This is a genomic window from Microbulbifer sp. VAAF005, from assembly GCF_030012985.1.
Classification (GTDB): domain Bacteria; phylum Pseudomonadota; class Gammaproteobacteria; order Pseudomonadales; family Cellvibrionaceae; genus Microbulbifer.
The window spans coordinates 3,068,334-3,085,458 of sequence record NZ_CP120233.1 but is presented as its reverse complement, the minus strand read 5'-3'; the positions used below and the strand labels follow the sequence as shown (position 1 = coordinate 3,085,458).

15 protein-coding genes are annotated in these 17,125 nt (G+C 48.1%); 11 read left to right on the top strand and 4 right to left on the bottom strand.

The genetic code is table 11. The features are described from left to right. Positions 1-13: 13 nt before the first annotated feature. From P0078_RS13700 to P0078_RS13665, 8 genes are all read left to right on the top strand, one after another. Positions 14-1,105, top strand: a complete 1,092-nt coding sequence (locus tag P0078_RS13700) for a COX15/CtaA family protein (RefSeq protein ID WP_282930519.1) — start codon at positions 14-16, stop codon at positions 1,103-1,105. Between the two features lie 37 nt (positions 1,106-1,142). Beyond that, positions 1,143-2,036 (top strand): heme o synthase, encoded by an 894-nt coding sequence (cyoE, locus tag P0078_RS13695; protein ID WP_282930518.1) that lies wholly within the window; start codon positions 1,143-1,145, stop codon positions 2,034-2,036. 7 nt (positions 2,037-2,043) lie between these two features. Further along, positions 2,044-2,712 carry an SCO family protein gene (locus tag P0078_RS13690; protein WP_282930517.1) on the top strand — a complete coding sequence of 223 codons (669 nt, stop codon included), beginning with the start codon at positions 2,044-2,046 and terminating at the stop codon, positions 2,710-2,712. 56 nt (positions 2,713-2,768) lie between these two features. After that, complete coding sequence (locus tag P0078_RS13685; protein ID WP_282930516.1) at positions 2,769-3,560, top strand: CPBP family intramembrane glutamic endopeptidase; 792 nt, start codon at positions 2,769-2,771, stop codon at positions 3,558-3,560. Between the two features lie 197 nt (positions 3,561-3,757). Further along, on the top strand, positions 3,758-4,954 hold the full coding sequence (locus P0078_RS13680; protein WP_282930515.1) for a dipeptidase: 1,197 nt from the start codon (positions 3,758-3,760) through the stop codon (positions 4,952-4,954). 186 nt (positions 4,955-5,140) lie between these two features. Further along, the gene (locus P0078_RS13675; RefSeq protein ID WP_282930514.1) at positions 5,141-5,272 is read left to right on the top strand and encodes a hypothetical protein; all 132 of its coding nucleotides are present in this window, start codon (positions 5,141-5,143) and stop codon (positions 5,270-5,272) included. 12 nt (positions 5,273-5,284) lie between these two features. Then, positions 5,285-5,464, top strand: a complete 180-nt coding sequence (locus tag P0078_RS13670) for a hypothetical protein (protein ID WP_282930513.1) — start codon at positions 5,285-5,287, stop codon at positions 5,462-5,464. Positions 5,465-5,466: 2 nt separating this feature from the next. After that, positions 5,467-5,637 (top strand): hypothetical protein, encoded by a 171-nt coding sequence (locus P0078_RS13665; RefSeq protein WP_282930512.1) that lies wholly within the window; start codon positions 5,467-5,469, stop codon positions 5,635-5,637. Positions 5,638-5,719: 82 nt separating this feature from the next. On the opposite strand, the gene P0078_RS13660 is transcribed toward P0078_RS13665, so the two are convergent. From P0078_RS13660 to znuC, 3 genes are all read right to left on the bottom strand, one after another. Continuing rightward, positions 5,720-8,332: a TonB-dependent receptor gene (locus P0078_RS13660; RefSeq protein ID WP_282930511.1), complete on the bottom strand. Its 2,613-nt coding sequence runs from the start codon at positions 8,330-8,332 to the stop codon at positions 5,720-5,722. A 229-nt stretch (positions 8,333-8,561) separates the two neighbouring features. Continuing rightward, a complete protein-coding gene (locus P0078_RS13655) occupies positions 8,562-9,362 on the bottom strand; it encodes an iron chelate uptake ABC transporter family permease subunit (RefSeq protein WP_282930510.1) in 801 nt (266 codons plus the stop codon). Next, positions 9,363-10,148 (bottom strand): zinc ABC transporter ATP-binding protein ZnuC, encoded by a 786-nt coding sequence (znuC, locus tag P0078_RS13650; RefSeq protein ID WP_282934611.1) that lies wholly within the window; start codon positions 10,146-10,148, stop codon positions 9,363-9,365. It lies immediately after the preceding gene. Between the two features lie 232 nt (positions 10,149-10,380). Here znuC and P0078_RS13645 point away from each other — a divergent pair, with 232 nt between their 5' ends. Next, the gene (locus tag P0078_RS13645; protein ID WP_282930509.1) at positions 10,381-11,151 is read left to right on the top strand and encodes a metal ABC transporter solute-binding protein, Zn/Mn family; all 771 of its coding nucleotides are present in this window, start codon (positions 10,381-10,383) and stop codon (positions 11,149-11,151) included. Positions 11,152-11,225: 74 nt separating this feature from the next. On the opposite strand, the gene P0078_RS13640 is transcribed toward P0078_RS13645, so the two are convergent. Continuing rightward, on the bottom strand, positions 11,226-11,519 hold the full coding sequence (locus P0078_RS13640) for a hypothetical protein (protein ID WP_282930508.1): 294 nt from the start codon (positions 11,517-11,519) through the stop codon (positions 11,226-11,228). 334 nt (positions 11,520-11,853) lie between these two features. Between P0078_RS13640 and polA the strand changes: the two genes are divergently transcribed. Together polA and P0078_RS13630 are read left to right on the top strand one after the other, a co-directional pair. Further along, complete coding sequence (polA, locus tag P0078_RS13635) at positions 11,854-14,592, top strand: DNA polymerase I (RefSeq protein WP_282930507.1); 2,739 nt, start codon at positions 11,854-11,856, stop codon at positions 14,590-14,592. 864 nt (positions 14,593-15,456) lie between these two features. Then, a complete protein-coding gene (locus P0078_RS13630) occupies positions 15,457-16,425 on the top strand; it encodes a ribose-phosphate diphosphokinase (protein WP_282930506.1) in 969 nt (322 codons plus the stop codon). Positions 16,426-17,125: the final 700 nt, after the last annotated feature.

Below are 17,125 nucleotides of genomic sequence, written 5' to 3'. Positions count from 1 at the left end.
GAGATTTTCAGTAGTGTCTAAACAAGAAACCCCTAAGAATTGGCGACATATCATTACCTGGGCGGCCTGTATTCTAGCTGTCGTAGTTGTTGTTCTAGGTGCATTTACTAGGTTGGTGGATGCCGGTTTGGGCTGTCCAGACTGGCCTGGTTGTTATGGTCATCTCACCTGGCCGAATGATATAAAAGAAATTAAAACGGCCAATATGATTTTTCCGGACTCTCCGGTAGATGTTAGTAAAACTTGGCCGGAAATGGTTCATCGATACTTTGCAGGAACTTTACTTTTATTCGTTGTATTACTCACTTATCTTGCTTGGAGAGATCGGCAAGCCCCAACCTTTAAGCAAACACATATTCTTTTAATTATTATTATACTGCAAGCTGCTTTTGGGATGTGGACGGTAACCTTGAAGCTTTGGCCGCAGGTAGTTACTGCTCATCTATTAGGTGGAATGGCAACATTATCTATGTTGTGGATTCTCTGTGAAAGGTTGGCTGATAAACCTAGACAATTACATGGGAGGTATTTGCCGGGAATAAGGCGATTACGGCTACTTGCTCTGACTGCAGTTGCAATAGTAATTCTACAGATTGGACTCGGTGGTTGGACCAGCTCTAATTACGCAGCTTTAGCTTGTCCAGATTTTCCAACTTGTCATAACCAATGGTGGCCACAGGCAAACTTTGTAGAAGGCTTTAATATTTTTCAACAAATTGGCCCAAATTATTTAGGTGGTGCATTAGAGAGTGATGCACGTACGGCAATACATCTTGCCCATCGTATTGGAGCACTGATTACAACAGCAATTGTACTCATTCTTTCAGTTTTAGCTTGGAGGTCTGGGTTGATAGGTTGGTCATTATGGCTTAACGGGGTACTACTTCTTCAAGTCAGCTTGGGAATAGCAAATGTTGTTATGTCTCTACCATTAGGGATTGCTGTGGCACACAATGCTGGCGCAGCTCTTCTACTTCTTAGTCTGCTAACTTTTTGTTACCGAATATACACAATGAATGCTGTCATTATAAATAAACAAGAGGTAGTCGATGTGGAAGTAATAGAGCGGGGAGAAGGTTTAACTACCGTATCCAATCTTAATTAGATATTAAGCGTATATAAATATAAAAATAGGTGCGAATATGGCCATAAATTCCACGGGAATACATCAAATTCAATGGCGGGACTACTATGAGCTTACTAAGCCTCGAGTAGTTATGCTTATGCTGTTAACTTCTGTTATTGGAATGTTTTTAGCTGTTCCAGGAATGGTGCCGCTAGATATTTTAGTATTTGGTAATTTGGGAATTGCATTTTGTGCGGGTAGTGCTGCGGCAGTAAATCATTTAGTTGATCGTCATATTGATACAAAAATGGCTCGTACTAGCAATCGCCCGATTGCGAAAGGACGGGTTGAGCCAACTAAAGCTATTGCTTTTGCTCTTAGCTTGGGCGTGACGGGGATGTTTATCCTATTGGTTTTTGTAAATGCCCTTACCGCTTGGCTAACCTTAATATCTCTTCTCGGATATGCGGTGATTTACACCATGTTCCTGAAACGCGCCACACCACAAAACATTGTTATAGGTGGGCTTGCAGGAGCCGCTCCGCCCTTACTGGGATGGACTGCGGTTACTGGGGAAGTGCATGGGCATGCATTGTTGTTAGTATTGATTATTTTTGCTTGGACTCCTCCACATTTTTGGGCCCTTGCCGTACATAGAAAAGAAGAGTATGCAAAAGCTGATATTCCTATGTTACCGGTTACGCATGGAATACCCTATACAAACCTAAATATAGTTTTGTATACCTTTATTTTACTGGCCGTTAGCCTATTGCCCTTTGCTACCGCGATGTTTGGGTGGTTATATTTACTGGGTGCTGTCGTACTTGGGTTTGGTTTTGTTTATTGGAGCTTTGTAATGCTCATTGGAAAAAAACCCAATGCTGGTATGGAGACTTTCAAATATTCGATAATTTATTTAATGGCACTATTTTTTATCATGCTATTAGATCATTATTTAATTGAAGTGTGAGGGAAAAGTGGAAAATCAATATTCTGCCATCGATAAACAGAAACGTGGAATTAGAATTACCGTTATTGTTCTTTTAGTATTGATTCTTGCTGTGCTTGCAGGATTCATACATAAGCTCGGACAGCCTCGTATTATCACTGATGAGGAGCTTAGAATTAATGGCACTGTAAAACTGCAGAGACCAAGAATCATAGAAGATATACAATTATTGTCTGATGACAGTAGAGATTTCTATACCAAAGACTTTCAAGGTAAGTGGACTCTGGTATTTTTTGGGTTTACCCACTGTCCAGATATCTGTCCAACAACTCTATCTACACTTAATAATTTTTATAAAACTTTAGACGAAAGTACCAGAGCATCTACAGACGTAGTACTCGTCTCGGTTGACCCAAGTAGGGACAAGCCGGAGCTGTTGGGGCAATATGTCCGGTATTTTAATTCTGAATTTCGTGGTATTACCGGTGATTTTTTTAAGCTGAAGAAATTTGCCACTCAGCTAAATGTACCTTTTAATAAAGTTTCTCTTGCTGAGGGCGGTTATACTATCGATCATGGGTCTCAAGTTGTATTAATTAATCCTAGAGGGCATTATCACGCTTTTTTTAAGGCACCTTTAGATCCTGCAAAAATGAAGTTGACCTATCGTTCAATACGAGCGACCTTTAATGGATAGTGAAGGAATCGTATGAGCTATTGTTATCAAATAAGATATTAATTCTGGGCCAATCGATGCAAAATGAAGTTGCTGCTTTAAGGAGAAGAAGAGATCAGACACCATCTGGTATGGTGAGTCCTTGGGCTGCACCTATCTTGCTATCACTTTGTTTCATTCCTTTCGGCTGGAGTGGGCTGATAGCCCCCGTAATCTGGATTTTTCTGCGGGCAATTGAGTCTACTAGCGGTTGGTCAAGAGCGCTGTCTTTTCTTTCTGTAGCTCTTTTAATGCTTATATCGGGATTAAATTTGCTTCCCGGCAGTGAACGTGTCCAAGTATTAGCGCCCTATACAGATACAAGTGGTAATCTTATCTATGCCAGTATAAACAGCGGTAAAGCAATTATTTCTATTGCTTTATTGGCTTTTATGTTGCGCATGAAGCAGACCTTCCGTTTTACGGACTTACCCTATCTTTTATTGGCTATATTTACTCCCATTGCATTAGGTCTACTCCTGTATACACCTTCGATAAAATTTACTGGCACTATCGCCGTTGCAGCAATGATTAACTTAGTAATTGTTTGCATTTCTGAGGAGGGCTTCTTCCGGTGGATATTACAGCGGGGTAGCGAAGAGCTACTAGGGCGCTGGCGCTGGTTGTCCGTACCAGTTGTAGCTACGGTATTTGTGCTTCTACATGGAGGGTGGTCAACAGATATCTCCGCAGTGCTATTATTGATAGTCGCTTCAATCTGTTATGCATTGATTTGGACATTGCGACAGAATTTTTGGATATGCGTAATGGCGCATTGGGGGGTAAATCTTTTGCATATGCTTTTGCTACCTTACCCGTTACCCGGCTAAGCTATACATCATCTAATTTTGGTCATTGTTTTAATGTTACCCCTAAGATTCAGCCAATCTGCAGCTATAAGAAAGACAACGATTTAATCTTTGTGGATTAACGAATCAAATTAATGTACTTAAGAAATGTGGCTCTAGATGAACATCATCTATCGTGAATTTTGCAGATATATTCATACAAATAGGGAGATTGTCATTTGAAAAATTATTTTTTAGTTGGAGCATTATGTGCACTAACTTGCAACCCTGTATTTGCAGGTGAAGGTAAAGATCTAGCTCAAGAACTGGTTCAAGAGTATTTGATTGTTGATGGACATGTGGATGTTCCCTATCGTCTCGAACAAGCTGAAGAAGATGTTGGGATTAGTACGGATAAGGGAGACTTTGATTACCCTCGAGCTAAAGCAGGTGGACTAAATGCCCCTTTTATGTCTATTTATGTTCCAGCAGAAAAGGAGGATGAGGGTATTGCCAAATCTTATGCAGATACTTTGATTGATAAAGTAGAGGCAATGGTCAAACAGCACCCGGATAAATTTGCAATACCTAAGTCAATAAATGATCTACAAAAGCAAGTCAATGCCGGCTTAATTTCTTTACCCTTGGGTATAGAGAACGGGGCTCCTATTGAGGGGGATCTTACCAACTTAAAGTACTTCTCTGATAGAGGGGTGAGGTACATTACCTTAGCCCACTCAAAGAGCAATCATATCTCTGATTCCTCGTATGATAAAAACAGGCCTTGGGAAGGTTTGAGTGCTTTTGGAAAGCGCTTGGTACGAGAGATGAATCGGATGGGAGTAATGATCGATATTTCCCATGTGTCGGATGCGGCTTTTTGGCAAGTTATTGATTTATCTGCTGTTCCTATTATCGCTTCACACTCTTCGGCAAGGCATTTTACGCCGGGATTTGAACGAAATATGAATGATGAAATGATAAAAGCATTAGCCGATAACGGTGGCATTATCATGATTAACTTTGGCTCCACATTTATCAGTAAAGAATCACTGAATTCATACCGTGAAATAAGTGAGTTGGTTGATATTTTTGCTAAGGAAAAAGGCTTGTCCAAAGATAGTAAGGAAGTGGAGGAATACACTGACAAGCTTTCCCGTGAGAAGTTTATCTTTGCGAAATTAGATGATGTTCTTAATCATTTCGATCATATCCGAAACCTGGTAGGAGTTGACCATATTGGCATCGGTTCAGATTTTGATGGCGTCGGAGATAGTCTGCCAATCGGTTTAAAAGACGTCTCAGAGTACCCACACTTGGTTGAAGGACTACTAAAACGTGGATATAGCAAGCGAGATATTAAAAAAATTCTGGGTGGAAATTTAGTCAGAGTTTGGCAAGCTAATGAAGCTTATGCCAAGCGCCATAAAGGTTAGGCACCTAATCTTCGAACTTAGCTAGACTGCACTATTCTGTTATTAGTGTTCGAGCCGATGAAGCCCGTTCTTATACTATTAGCGAAGTCTTTAATTTTGGCCGATTATTTTCGATCCAAAAAGTTACGATTGATAGTGGGTTGGACTGGAATACTGATTTCCAGTGTATTCTTTCTGTGGGGTATTTTGGGGTTTATTACTTTTATTCCCTCTATGTTGGATGTTTTTGGTGTACTGGGATTGCGGATTCCTGCAGGTATAACTATCTTCGGCTTGCTAATGGCAGCGCTTGGTTTCTGGAAATTTGATGAAGATTAGAGGATGTGGTGCGTGTTAAAAGTATCAGATTTCTTTATCTTGGTGGCGGTTTTAGTCTCTCTGGCACTGTCAGCCGGCTTGTGGTTTAACGGCTATAAGGAGCAGGGCATTTTTACCGCACTTTGGGTTCCCACTATTCTGACGTTGGGTATCTATTTCAAAGTGACAGCTTTGCTAGCCCGCAGGAATTAGACGTGCCAGAAATCTACCTATTATTTATTGGAGTGGCAGTTTCGCTTTTTGAATTGGTTGGTATTTTGCTGGGAATTCGCGAGTTTCGAAAGGCTGGAGAAGAGATGGCTAAACAACGCATTTCATTTGAGGTCGCAGCAAATAAATCTAGAAGGAATGGAGTGGAAAAGTAATTATAGGTCAAGTACCTTAATAAATGCGAAACAGAAAGGGAGGCTAAAGGTCTCCCTTTCTGTTTTTGGTTAATAACAAATACTAGAAACTGTAAGTCATCTTGCCGTAGATAAAGCGGCCACGGGGATCATGCTGTGACTGCACGTAACCATATAGGTCCGCATTACCATCACCGATTGCGAAAGGTGGCTCTTCATCAAACACGTTATCCGCGCCGAGGCTCAAAACCATACTCTCGAAGCCGGTATAACGGGCCTGCATATTCATGGTCAGGAAGGAGTCTACAGTGCGGGAATTATTGGTGTCATAGTCGAGAGTCCCGTCGAAATCGATGTCCGGGGTATCCTCAAATTCACCAATGTAGCTGAGCCCGGCGCTAAATCCGAAGGTGTCAAAGGTCCAGTCAGCGGTAGCGTTCCATCGGTGTTGTGGATACTCGTACTCGCCAGCCAGGTCGCGGGTTATAAATGCATCTCCGCTGGAGTTCAGTTCAACACGCTCAAATTCAGCCAGGTAGGAGTAATCCAGCCGCAGACCAAGCTCACCACCTACTAACTCGAATCCACTGTAGACGATACTAAGGTCTACACCTGATACATCCTGTTCGCCGATATTGGTGAAGCTGCTATCGATAGACTGCAGGGCGCCTAGGGTTTCGCCTTCTAGCGGTGTATCGCGACGGCAGACGGTGCTGTCTTGATCCCAGCAGTAAAGGCTGTAGATATAGCCAAAGGGTACTTCATCAATCTTGCCTTCCTGGGTGATATTCCAGTAATCGATAGAGAGTTGCAGATCTTCTATGGGCTCGTACACAGCGCCGATGTTGAAGGATTCAGACTCCTCAGCATCTAGATCCGGGTTACCGGAGAAAATAATGGTGTAATCTGTGCTTGCGCAGTAAGCATCATTAACTTCACAGCCGTAAGTATCCACAAAGAATAGTGATTCTTGGGATGGGCCGAGGCCTACCTGAGCCAGTGATGGTGCACGGAAGCCCGTGCCCCAGGAGGCGCGCAGAGACAGCTGGTCGGTTGCCGTCCACAGCAAGTTCGCCATTGGGTTGGTGGTGCTGCCAAAGTCGCTGTAGTCATCGTAGCGAGCAGCTACAGTCAGGTCGAACCTGGCGGGAAGAGGAATGGCAACTTCGACATAAGCTGAGGAAATATCCCGGCTTGCACTGGCGGATACTGACTCAGTACCGAAGATCAGGCCACGCTGGAACTGGTCGTCAGGAATATCGGAAGCCTTCTCCTCCCGGTACTCCAAACCCGCAGCCATGGCAATGGTGCCACTGGAAGTGTCAAATAAATCCCCATTGACTGATAAGTCATAGCTGGTCAGTTCAGACTTGCCTTGGCGCACCAAGCTGGTAGTAATGGCATCGATCACAGAATCCGGGTTCTGAACCCCTCCAAAGGGATTGTAATTACCGGCATCAATCTGTTCTTGTAGGAGGTCCGTACGCACCCAGCCCTGGGAGCGATCTCCGGTCTGCGTGGATTCGCTGCGGGAGCGCTGTACGGAAGCTTCCCAGTCCCAGTCGGCTATAGAGCCGCGTAGGCCGAAGACACCGCGTAGGTTGTCGGTTTCGATATCCCACTGGCGGGCGCCGGCATCTACAGTGCGATAGCGGTAGATATCTACATCTTCTCCGAATGGGTTATTGGGGTGGTCAGCCAATACATAGAGACCTGCATCGCCGTCCAGTGGGGTGGGTGCACCTTGGGCTACGGAGGTATTGTGCTGAACAGCGATCTCGCTAAAGAATTCTACGCTCTCGGTTAACTGGGTATGGCCCAGCATTAATAGGCCTGTGCGCTCAGATTCTGGAGTGAGCAGGGTCCAGGGGCCGTAATCATAGACACAGACTTCTCCCGTATCGCGTTCATCTGGGCAGTCTGGATCGGGAACAATAGTACCATTGACACTAAAGCTTCCGGGGTAGCCCCTAGATGAACGGAAATCCATTCCACCGCGGCTGGACTGGTTAGCAGTGTCCAGGCCACTGCGCTCGGTACTGGATAGGCGGCTATTTTTATGGTGGTCGAAAATAACAGTCAGGTTTGAGTCATCCCCATTGATGCCCCAGACGGCAGACATGGATTGCTCGTCGTAACCATCGGCACCACCGTAATCGACAGATACCTCAGTGCCTTCAAAGTCTTTGCGTAATACCAGATTGACCACACCAGCGACGGCATCGGAACCATAGATTGCTGAGGCGCCATCTTTTAGGACTTCTACCCGTTCAATTGCCGCTAAAGGCACACTATTGATGTCCACAAAGTTGGTGGTGATGCTCTCGGCAAATGCACTGATAGCTACTCTTTTGCCATTCACCAGTACTAAAGTGGCATCGGCGCCCATGCCGCGGAGGCTCACTGCGGCAGCTCCGTTGGCCGTAGAGTCCTGATTGTTGCCTCGGGTTGAGAAGGTACCATTACCGGCGGCTGGGTTTTTCTCAAAAAGTTGCTGCAGGTTGGTGTAGCCGGATCTTTCGATTGCGTCGCGATCCATTACCTGGATTGGTGTCGCTGTTTCAAATTCAGCGTTGCGACTAATGCGAGAGCCTACAACCGCTACTTCTTCCATCGCCTGATCCTCGGCGGCAAAAAGTGTTTGCGGGCTAGTGGCAGCGGTTGCCGCCACTATGGCTGTAGTTAATACCTTGCGACGAAGAGAGAATTTTTCCATATCGTTGTGCGTCCATTTTTTTTGTCATTATTGGTGACCGTCCTAAAGAGGCTGGTCGTCGGGCAACACTAGCAACGACGGAAAACTGACACAATTGGCTAGCGGCTAACCATCAGCTTATTGCGATAAATGGTGACAAATATCTCATTGAGAAGTAGATTTGCACGCCAATTTGCGACAAATGGCGATATCAAATAAGAAATTAGGATGAGGTTCGCCCGCAGGGGCTTTAACTGTTTCGCAGTTGTGAAGTGAGGAAGAACAGTGCTGCGGCCAGAACAATGGACGGACCCGCCGGCGTATTCCATAGGATAGAGGCTAGAAGGCCCAGTACTACCGCTAAGCATCCCAGTAATGAGGCCAGCACCGCCATACGCTCTGGTGTGGGGGACAGTTTTCTCGCGGTAGCTGCAGGAATAATCAGCAGGGCGGTAATTAGCAGAACCCCCACAACTTTCATTGCAATGGCGATCAGTATTGCCAGCATCAGCATTAGGGCTATCCGCAACCGCTCGATAGGGATACCTTCTACCGAAGCCAACTCCTCGTGCAGGGTAAAAGCCAATAATTGTTCCCACAGGAAGTAGAGCAGCCCCAAGATTGTGGCTGCGGCGATAGCCATCAATACCAAATCCTGACCACTAACGGCGAGTAGATCTCCCAGCAACAGGGATAAGAGATCCACCTTAATCTTGAAGAAACTAACGGTGACAATCCCCAGTGCCAGCATTGAATGGGACAATATGCCTAGCAAGGTGTCTACAGCGAGTTTTTGGCGTTGTTGTAAATACATCAGCAGCAGTGCCAGTACACAGCAAGTAATACCGACAGCCACCGTTGGCATAATTTGAAGTACAAAACCCAGCGTCACTCCGAGAAGGGCTGAGTGAGCCAGGGTGTCGCCGAAATAGGCCATGCGTCGCCACACAGCGAAGCAGCCTAAAGGGCCGCTGACAACAGCGACCATAAGACCTGCGGCGAGGGCGTACCAGAGAAATTGGCTGTGCAGTAATTCGCCGAAATCGACCACTTATTTTTGCTCTTTGTTTTTTGTATTTGTGTGTTGATGATTGCAGCTGCTTGCGGGCGCAATATCTCCACTTAATTTATGTTGGTGGTTATGCTGGTGGGTATAGGGGGCGACCTTGTCCCCAAATAATTCCAGATAGGCAGGGTGGCGGCTTACTTGCTCCGGGTGTCCGTGACAGCAGATATGCTGGTTCAAACAAAGGACCCGGTCGGTGGCGGCCATAACCAAGTGAAGGTCATGGGAAACCAGTAACACACCGCAGCCGAGCTCGTCGCGCAGAGTGGCAATTAACTGGTACAACTCACTTTGACCACCGACATCTACTCCCTGAGTGGGTTCATCCAGGACCAGCAGCTGAGGTTTGCGTGATGCGGCACGGGCGAGTAAGACCCGCTGCATTTCTCCACCGGATAGATTTGCCAGAGAGGAGCCTAAAAGCTGCCCTGCGCCCACTCTCTCCAATGCCGACTGTGCTTGTTCGGGCTTCATCGCCGGTTGGCCAAGCTGTAAGAAGCGTTCAACTGACATGGGCATTGAGCTATCGATGTGAAGCCGTTGCGGCATGTAGCCGATACGCAACCCTGCTTTTCGCCATACGCGGCCCTGGCTCGGCTTGCTGAGCCCCAATAGAAGGCGAAGGAGAGTGGTTTTGCCGGCTCCATTGGGGCCAATTAAAGTGACAATCTCCCCCTGGGACAATTCGACTGTAATATCTTTAAGTAACTGCCTGCCGCCCACCTGAAGGGCGATATTGTCAGCTGTGATAAGCGGCTGGGGTGGATTCAGAATTCAATCTCCGCAGGGAAGTCTTTAGGATGTTTGCCTCCATACCTTATGTGCCGGATATGGATAACCAGGCTGGCAGCTTGGCGCTGGTTGTGATTATATCGCAATTTTTCGCCGCCTAATGTCACTGATGTATCCCTTCAAACGTCTTTTTACAATCTCCACGGTGCTTCTAATCGGGCTCTTTCTCCAGGCCTGTAGCAAACCGGAATCCGACAGTGGTGGAGAGCTAGTGGTCAGCGTACGTCCATTAGCCCTGATTGCCCAAGAAATTACCGGTGAGGATATTCCGGTTCGGGTTCTAGTTGAGGGAGCCGATCCCCACCACTATGCCCCCACCGTTTCCGATCGAGCTGCACTTGAACGCGCTCTACTTTTGGTGTGGTTAGGGCCACAAATGGAGGGGGTATTGGCAAAACAGGCAGCGCTGTTACCAGCAGGCCGGCAAATGCAGCTGCTGGATATCGAGACCCTTGAATATGAGGGAGCCAGTGCTACCGATCCCCACCTCTGGTTGCGCCCCCGCAATGCGGCAATAGCTGCGGCGCAGATCGCTGAGCGCCTGGCGCAATTACAGCCACAGCAGGCGGAGTTGTTTATGGGGCGTGCACGGCAGTTTTCCAGTGCGATGGCCAACTTGCAGAAAGCACTCGACCGGGCTTTGTATGGGTATCGCGAAGTTCCCATCGTTGTTACCCACGATGCCTATGGCCACTTTTTTGGTTCCGCAGGAGTGGAGACCTTTGCCCTGGGGGATGGCAGTGGCGGAGGCTATGGTGCCAAGGCGATGCTGAATTTGTCCCAGATTGGCGATGGCTGTCTCTTTGGTGAAATGCCGGCTAATGACCGCGATCAACAACTGGCTGACAATTTGGGATTGCGTTACGCCGCTTTGGACCTGTTGGGAGATCAGTTGAGTGAAAATGCTGACTATAGGGACTTGATAGAATCCCTGTTGACCCAGGCCCGTACTTGTTTAAGCCAAGTTCCCGACCAGAAGTAGGTTCAATCAGAGGCCCTTAAAGGTACCAAGTATCCCGCCGGCTCAAGGAGGGGCGGGATCTTGTGTGGTAGCTCTTAGGAACGATTGGTTATCTGCTGCAGTTTCTCTGCCCGAGCAGCGTCTCTTTCCGCCTGTTGCTGCAGTTTTTCCAACTGTTGCTTTTGCCTTTCTAGCAAGTCATTTTCTCTTTCACGGATAGCCTGCCTGAGTATCAGCTCGTGCTCTTCTACTCCTGACGGCTGTGAATGTGTTTCATCAGCCGTTTTGACTTCAGCGGTATGCTCTGCACTGCAATCCGAGCCGGCATTTGCCGAAATGGCAAATACACTTGCGGCAAACAACAGGGTGGCACGCATCACTCCTCTCATCTTTAGAATCCTTCCTTCAACATCGGGTGGCACAGTTTTTTGGAAATAAAAGATCCCTGACTGCCGGTGGACAGCCTGTGACAATTTGATTTCCGGGGAGTAGCGAACGCATAAGGTCGCTACCGGCAAGACTAGCCAAGCCTGGGGATTTGGTGAGATCGATGCGCCGATAGTTTTAATCGGCGGGGTAAGTCGAGTGGGCTTTTGTGCAGAGGTTGCCTACGGTGTCTGGCGGGAAAGAATCAGTAAGCGGAAAAACAGAGCGAAGGGCGTTATCCTATCGGCCTGCCGCGCGTCCTGAACGCCAAACTAAGCAAGCAAGAATTCATCGTCTATGAGCAAACAAAACACCTCAGCCGCCCCGTTGATTTTGGTGGATGGTTCCTCCTACCTTTATCGCGCTTTTCACGCGTTGCCGCCATTGACCACCAGCCAGGGTAAGCCTACTGGTGCGGTGCGCGGTGTGATCAGTATGCTGCGCCGCCACCTCAAGGAGCATCCAGGCAGTCCTGTAGTGGTTGTTTTTGATGCCAAGGGCAAGACGTTTCGCGATGAGATGTTTGCCGAGTACAAATCCCACCGCCCTCCTATGCCGGATGACCTGCGCGAGCAGATTCAGCCCATTCACGACATCATCGACGCTATGGGATTGCCGCGCTTGGTGGTCGATGGTGTTGAAGCTGATGATGTAATCGGCACTTTGGCGCTGGAGGCCCAGAGTCAGGGGCAGCAAGTCATAATCTCCACCGGCGATAAAGACATGGCGCAGCTGGTGCGTCCGGGCGTTACCTTGGTTAACACCATGTCCAATACCGAAATGGACAGCGAGGGCGTGACTAAGAAATTTGGCGTAGGTCCAGAACTGATTATCGATTTTCTCGCCCTTATGGGAGATAAATCCGACAATATCCCCGGAGTTCCAGGTGTGGGCGAGAAAACCGCTCTTGCACTGTTACAGAATCTGGGAGGCTTGGAGACCATTTATTCCGACCTGGATGCCATTGCACCGCTGGGATTCCGTGGCTCAAAAACCCTCGGTAAAAAGATGGCGGAGCATCGCGAGGCGGCAGAACTCTCCTATAAGCTCGCTACTATCAAAACCGATGTGGAGATGCCTTATCACCCCCAGGAACTGCACAATTCAGAGCCCAATACAGAGGCACTGGTTGAGCTATTCACGCAGAATGAATTTCGCGGCTGGTTAGAAGAGCTAACCAGTGAAGAGGCTGAAGAAGCCATGGCGGAAGCCGTTGAGCGCGATTACGTCATCGTCACAGAAATGTCGGAGTTCGATGCCTGGCTGGAACAACTGAAGAGTTCAGACATCTTTGCCTTCGACACGGAAACCACCAGCCTCAATTATATGCAGGCAAAATTAGTGGGGGTGTCCTTCGCGGTGGAGCCCTATCGTGCAGCCTATGTTCCCCTGGCCCACGACTATATGGGTGCACCAGAGCAACTGCCGTTTGACGAAGTACTGGCCAAACTCAAACCCCTGCTGGAAGATCCGCAGCAGAAGAAGGTGGGGCAGAACCTGAAGTACGACAGTCATATCCTGGCCAACTACGATATTGAATTGCGCGGCATCGCACGGGATACCATGTTGGAGTCCTATGTTCTGGACAGCACTGGCAGCCGCCACGATATGGATAGTCTCGCACTCAAGTACCTGGGGGAGAACACGGTTCACTTCGAGGATATTGCCGGCAAAGGCGCCAAGCAACTGACGTTTAACCAAATTGAATTGGACAAAGCGGGCCCCTATGCGGCTGAAGATGCAGATATCACCCTGCGTCTCCACGATGAACTGAGCACGCGTTTGGAGCGCGAGCCAAGCTTGGTAAAAGTGCTCGATGAGATTGAGATGCCTCTACTACCGGTTCTCGCGCGTGTAGAGCGTAACGGTGCCTATATCGATGCCAAGATGTTGGCGGAGCAGAGTGCTGAACTTGAGCAGCGAATGCGAGAACTGGAACAGCAGGCTTACGAATTAGCTGGCGAGGAGTTCAACCTGGGCTCTACCAAGCAGCTGGGAGCGATCCTGTTTGAGAAGCTGCAGATTCCAGTGATCAAGAAGACCCCCAAAGGTGCCCCCTCTACCGCTGAGGCGGTATTGCAAGAATTGGCCCACAACCACGAACTGCCCGCACTGATAATGCAGTATCGCGGCCTGGCCAAACTGAAGAATACCTACACAGATAAACTGCCAAAGATGATCGACCCGGGTAGCGGTCGTGTACATACTTCCTATCACCAGGCGGTTGCGGCTACGGGGCGCCTGTCCTCCAGTGACCCCAACTTGCAGAACATTCCTATTCGTACAGAGGAGGGGCGCCGTATTCGTCGGGCCTTCACCGTTGACCCAAGAATCAATGGTGGCAGTGAGATCATCGCTGCGGACTACTCCCAAATTGAGCTGCGTATTATGGCTCACCTGTCTGGGGACCAAGGGTTGGTGGATGCATTTGCTCAAGGCGCAGATATTCACCGCGCGACGGCGGCAGAAGTCTTTGAAGTAGCTCAGGATGAGGTGACTGATGAGCAGCGCCGGCGGGCCAAAGCGATCAACTTTGGTTTGATTTACGGCATGTCGGCTTTTGGCCTGGCCAAGCAGTTGGATATCCCCCGGGGCGACGCCCAAACTTATATCGACCGTTACTTTGAGCGCTACCCAGGTGTATTGCGCTATATGGAAGATACCCGCGCACAGGCCGCGGAAAAGGGCTATGTGGAAACCCTGTTTGGACGCCGCCTCTATCTGCCGGAAATTAACTCACGCAACGGTATGCAGCGCCAAGCAGCAGAACGGACCGCAATTAATGCGCCAATGCAGGGCACTGCCGCCGACATTATCAAGCGGGCCATGATCGCTGTGGATAACTGGCTCAGAGAGAAGAAGCTGGCTACCCGGATGATTATGCAAGTACACGATGAATTGGTTCTTGAAGTACCCAAGGATGAGGTCGAAATTGTGGCCGCTGGCATTGTTGAATTGATGCAGGGTGCGGCAGAACTGCACGTTCCCCTGATTGTGGATCTGGGGCAGGGCCGAGATTGGGATCAGGCACACTAATTTGACTGAAGAAGCCACCTAAGAATTGGGGATAGGGCGTGCTGCTCGGAACATTTTGGCGCGCTCTTATTGGTACGGATGAATAAAGTGCCAACTTTTGTGTTTTGTTAGGCGTTTTTACAAGCTTTTTGAAATTCCGTGGAACTGTTCCGGCGACAGCCCCTCTAAACAGGCAAGATTGTTGGAATGCGTCATCATCCCCCAAGGAAGTCAGATGTTTGCCCCGGTACTCCCCCAAGTCCGGGGCATTTTTTTATCTGTTCTCTCCCGGTCTAACTTCTCTTCTATCGGTAAGTCAGAGCTTACCGGCCACTTTTGTCAAAATGTAGGAAGTAACTCGATTCGTCTGGCCTGGATCTGCGGCGATATCAGTAGCCTTAAAGACCCCGGCATAACTGGAGTCTCACTTCGTTGCAATTTTATTGCCTTATATCGATTGCCAGCTTCTGTGGAGTGGAGCCCCTGCAAAAGTTGAAGGGGCCTGAGCCAAAAGCAGCATTTATAGATCTGAATAGGTTAGCTAGAGAGAGATAGCCAACCCTAATGCTCTGGTGTAGGGGGTAAGGATAGGTGTCAATGATAGATGGGCCAGCCTTGGTATCAGTTTCTGCTTGCATAATTTACTTCCCTTTAATTGCATTTTGGAATTTGACGATATCTCAGCTCAAAAACTAACACAATATTTTGAACCCCTTTATTTTTTGCCTAGAGCTAGCCCTGATGGGCAAAGACTCTTCCTCCCTCGTTGTCGATAAGCCACAACACTTGTGGTACTCCAGATCCTAACTTCCACCGTCCATAATTCTATTAAAACGTGGGCAAGGCGCTTAGCGAGCGAGAGGCGCCAGGCAGGGTGGTGAGCTTATGGGGCGTATTAAATTATTCAGTCTTGATGTTGGAGCAGATTTCGCTGGACGTGTCGCGGCAAGTCTGGGTGAGCCGGTTTCTCACCATGAAGAGCGCCAGTTTGATGATGGGGAACATAAAGTTAGGTCACTGGACGATGTGGAAGGGGCGGATGTTTTTCTGGTCCAATCCCTTTACACCGATGCCAGTAGTTGCGTTGACCAAAAGCTTATGCGCTGTCTTTTCTTTATCGGGGCACTAAGGGATGCTGGTGCTGCAAGGGTGACTGCAATCTTTCCCTATCTCTGTTATGGGAGAAAGGAGCGGCGAACCCGATTGCGTGACCCGTTACCCAGTCGTTATATGGCCAGCTTCCTGGAAGCTGCAGGGGTTGATGTGGTGGTGTCTATGGATGTTCACTCCCTTGCGGCTTTCGAGAATGCCTTTCGGTGCCGAACTGTCCATCTAGTTTCTCGCCCTCTATGGATCGAAGCTGCCCGAGTTCGCCTATCTGGAAACTTGGACCCCCTGGTTGTTCTGTCGCCAGATGAGGGAGGCATCAAACGTGCGGAAAAATTTCGTTTAGCGTTGAGAGATGCATTTGGAGTTTCAGTGGCAAGTGCGCTTGTAGAGAAGCATCGCAGTGGCACTTTGATCAGCGGTGGAACATTGATTGGGGAAGTTAAAGGCGCCACAGTCATTATTATTGATGATTTACTTGCTACTGGCGCTACAGTTGCGGGAGCAGTAAAAGCTGCGACAAAAGCGGGGGCGCTACGCATCCTAGTGTTTTGTACTCATGGCCAATTCAGCGAGGATGCTCATGTGACGATGGCGCGACTGCCGGTGGAATCAATTATAGTGACTAATTCATTGCCTCAGTCACAGTTACAAGGGAATTGCGAATGGATAGATTGCGCGCCACTGATAGCAGATTGTATTCGCCGCCTGCACAGCAATGGGCCAGTGGCTGAGCTAACAATTTGATAAAAATCGACCGCCTTTACATAGAAGAACGTATGAGGCGCCAAAACACGTATTTTGTTTACACTTATTTACCAAAGGGGCGGGAACCATCGGGCTTGAGAGCCTATCCAAGTAATCAGTTCATTGTTGCTCCCTAACCCCAAAGCGTTTAGCTTTTTCTACCCCGGATGGTCCCCAACTCCGGGGTTTTTTTATGTCCTTCACAAATTTATTTTTTGTACCTGTGTAATTTTTCTTTCCCATTCGAGAAGGGGGCTTTGGAAGTCTCTGTATAACTCTGCAAATTGTGCAGCAGTTTGAATTCTACGCTAAGCAGCTCTTCAGATCGGCAACCTTCAAGATTCTCGGCGATATCACAGAATTGATTGCAGGCCCCCGGTTATATCGATTGGATCCTAATTTCGGAGTAATTGCTTTCTGGGGTCTAAGCTTGGCAATTTTAGAAGGTGCAAACATGTGCTTGGGAAGCTTGCAAGCCCAGCCTACTATCGAACTAGGCAAAGAGGTTTTGGATTGAAAAGAACCCTCAGGCGTACCCGTCCCCCTGGGTGCGTCTGACAAGTGCCCCACCCCAAGGGCACTGTCCCCTAGCCGGCAGCCCCCATCTGCCGGCTTTTTTTATTTAAGCAAATGACTCCACCAAAAAATTCACGACAAAAGCAAAAGCTACCCGTAAATGCACTTGCAAATGATAATGGTT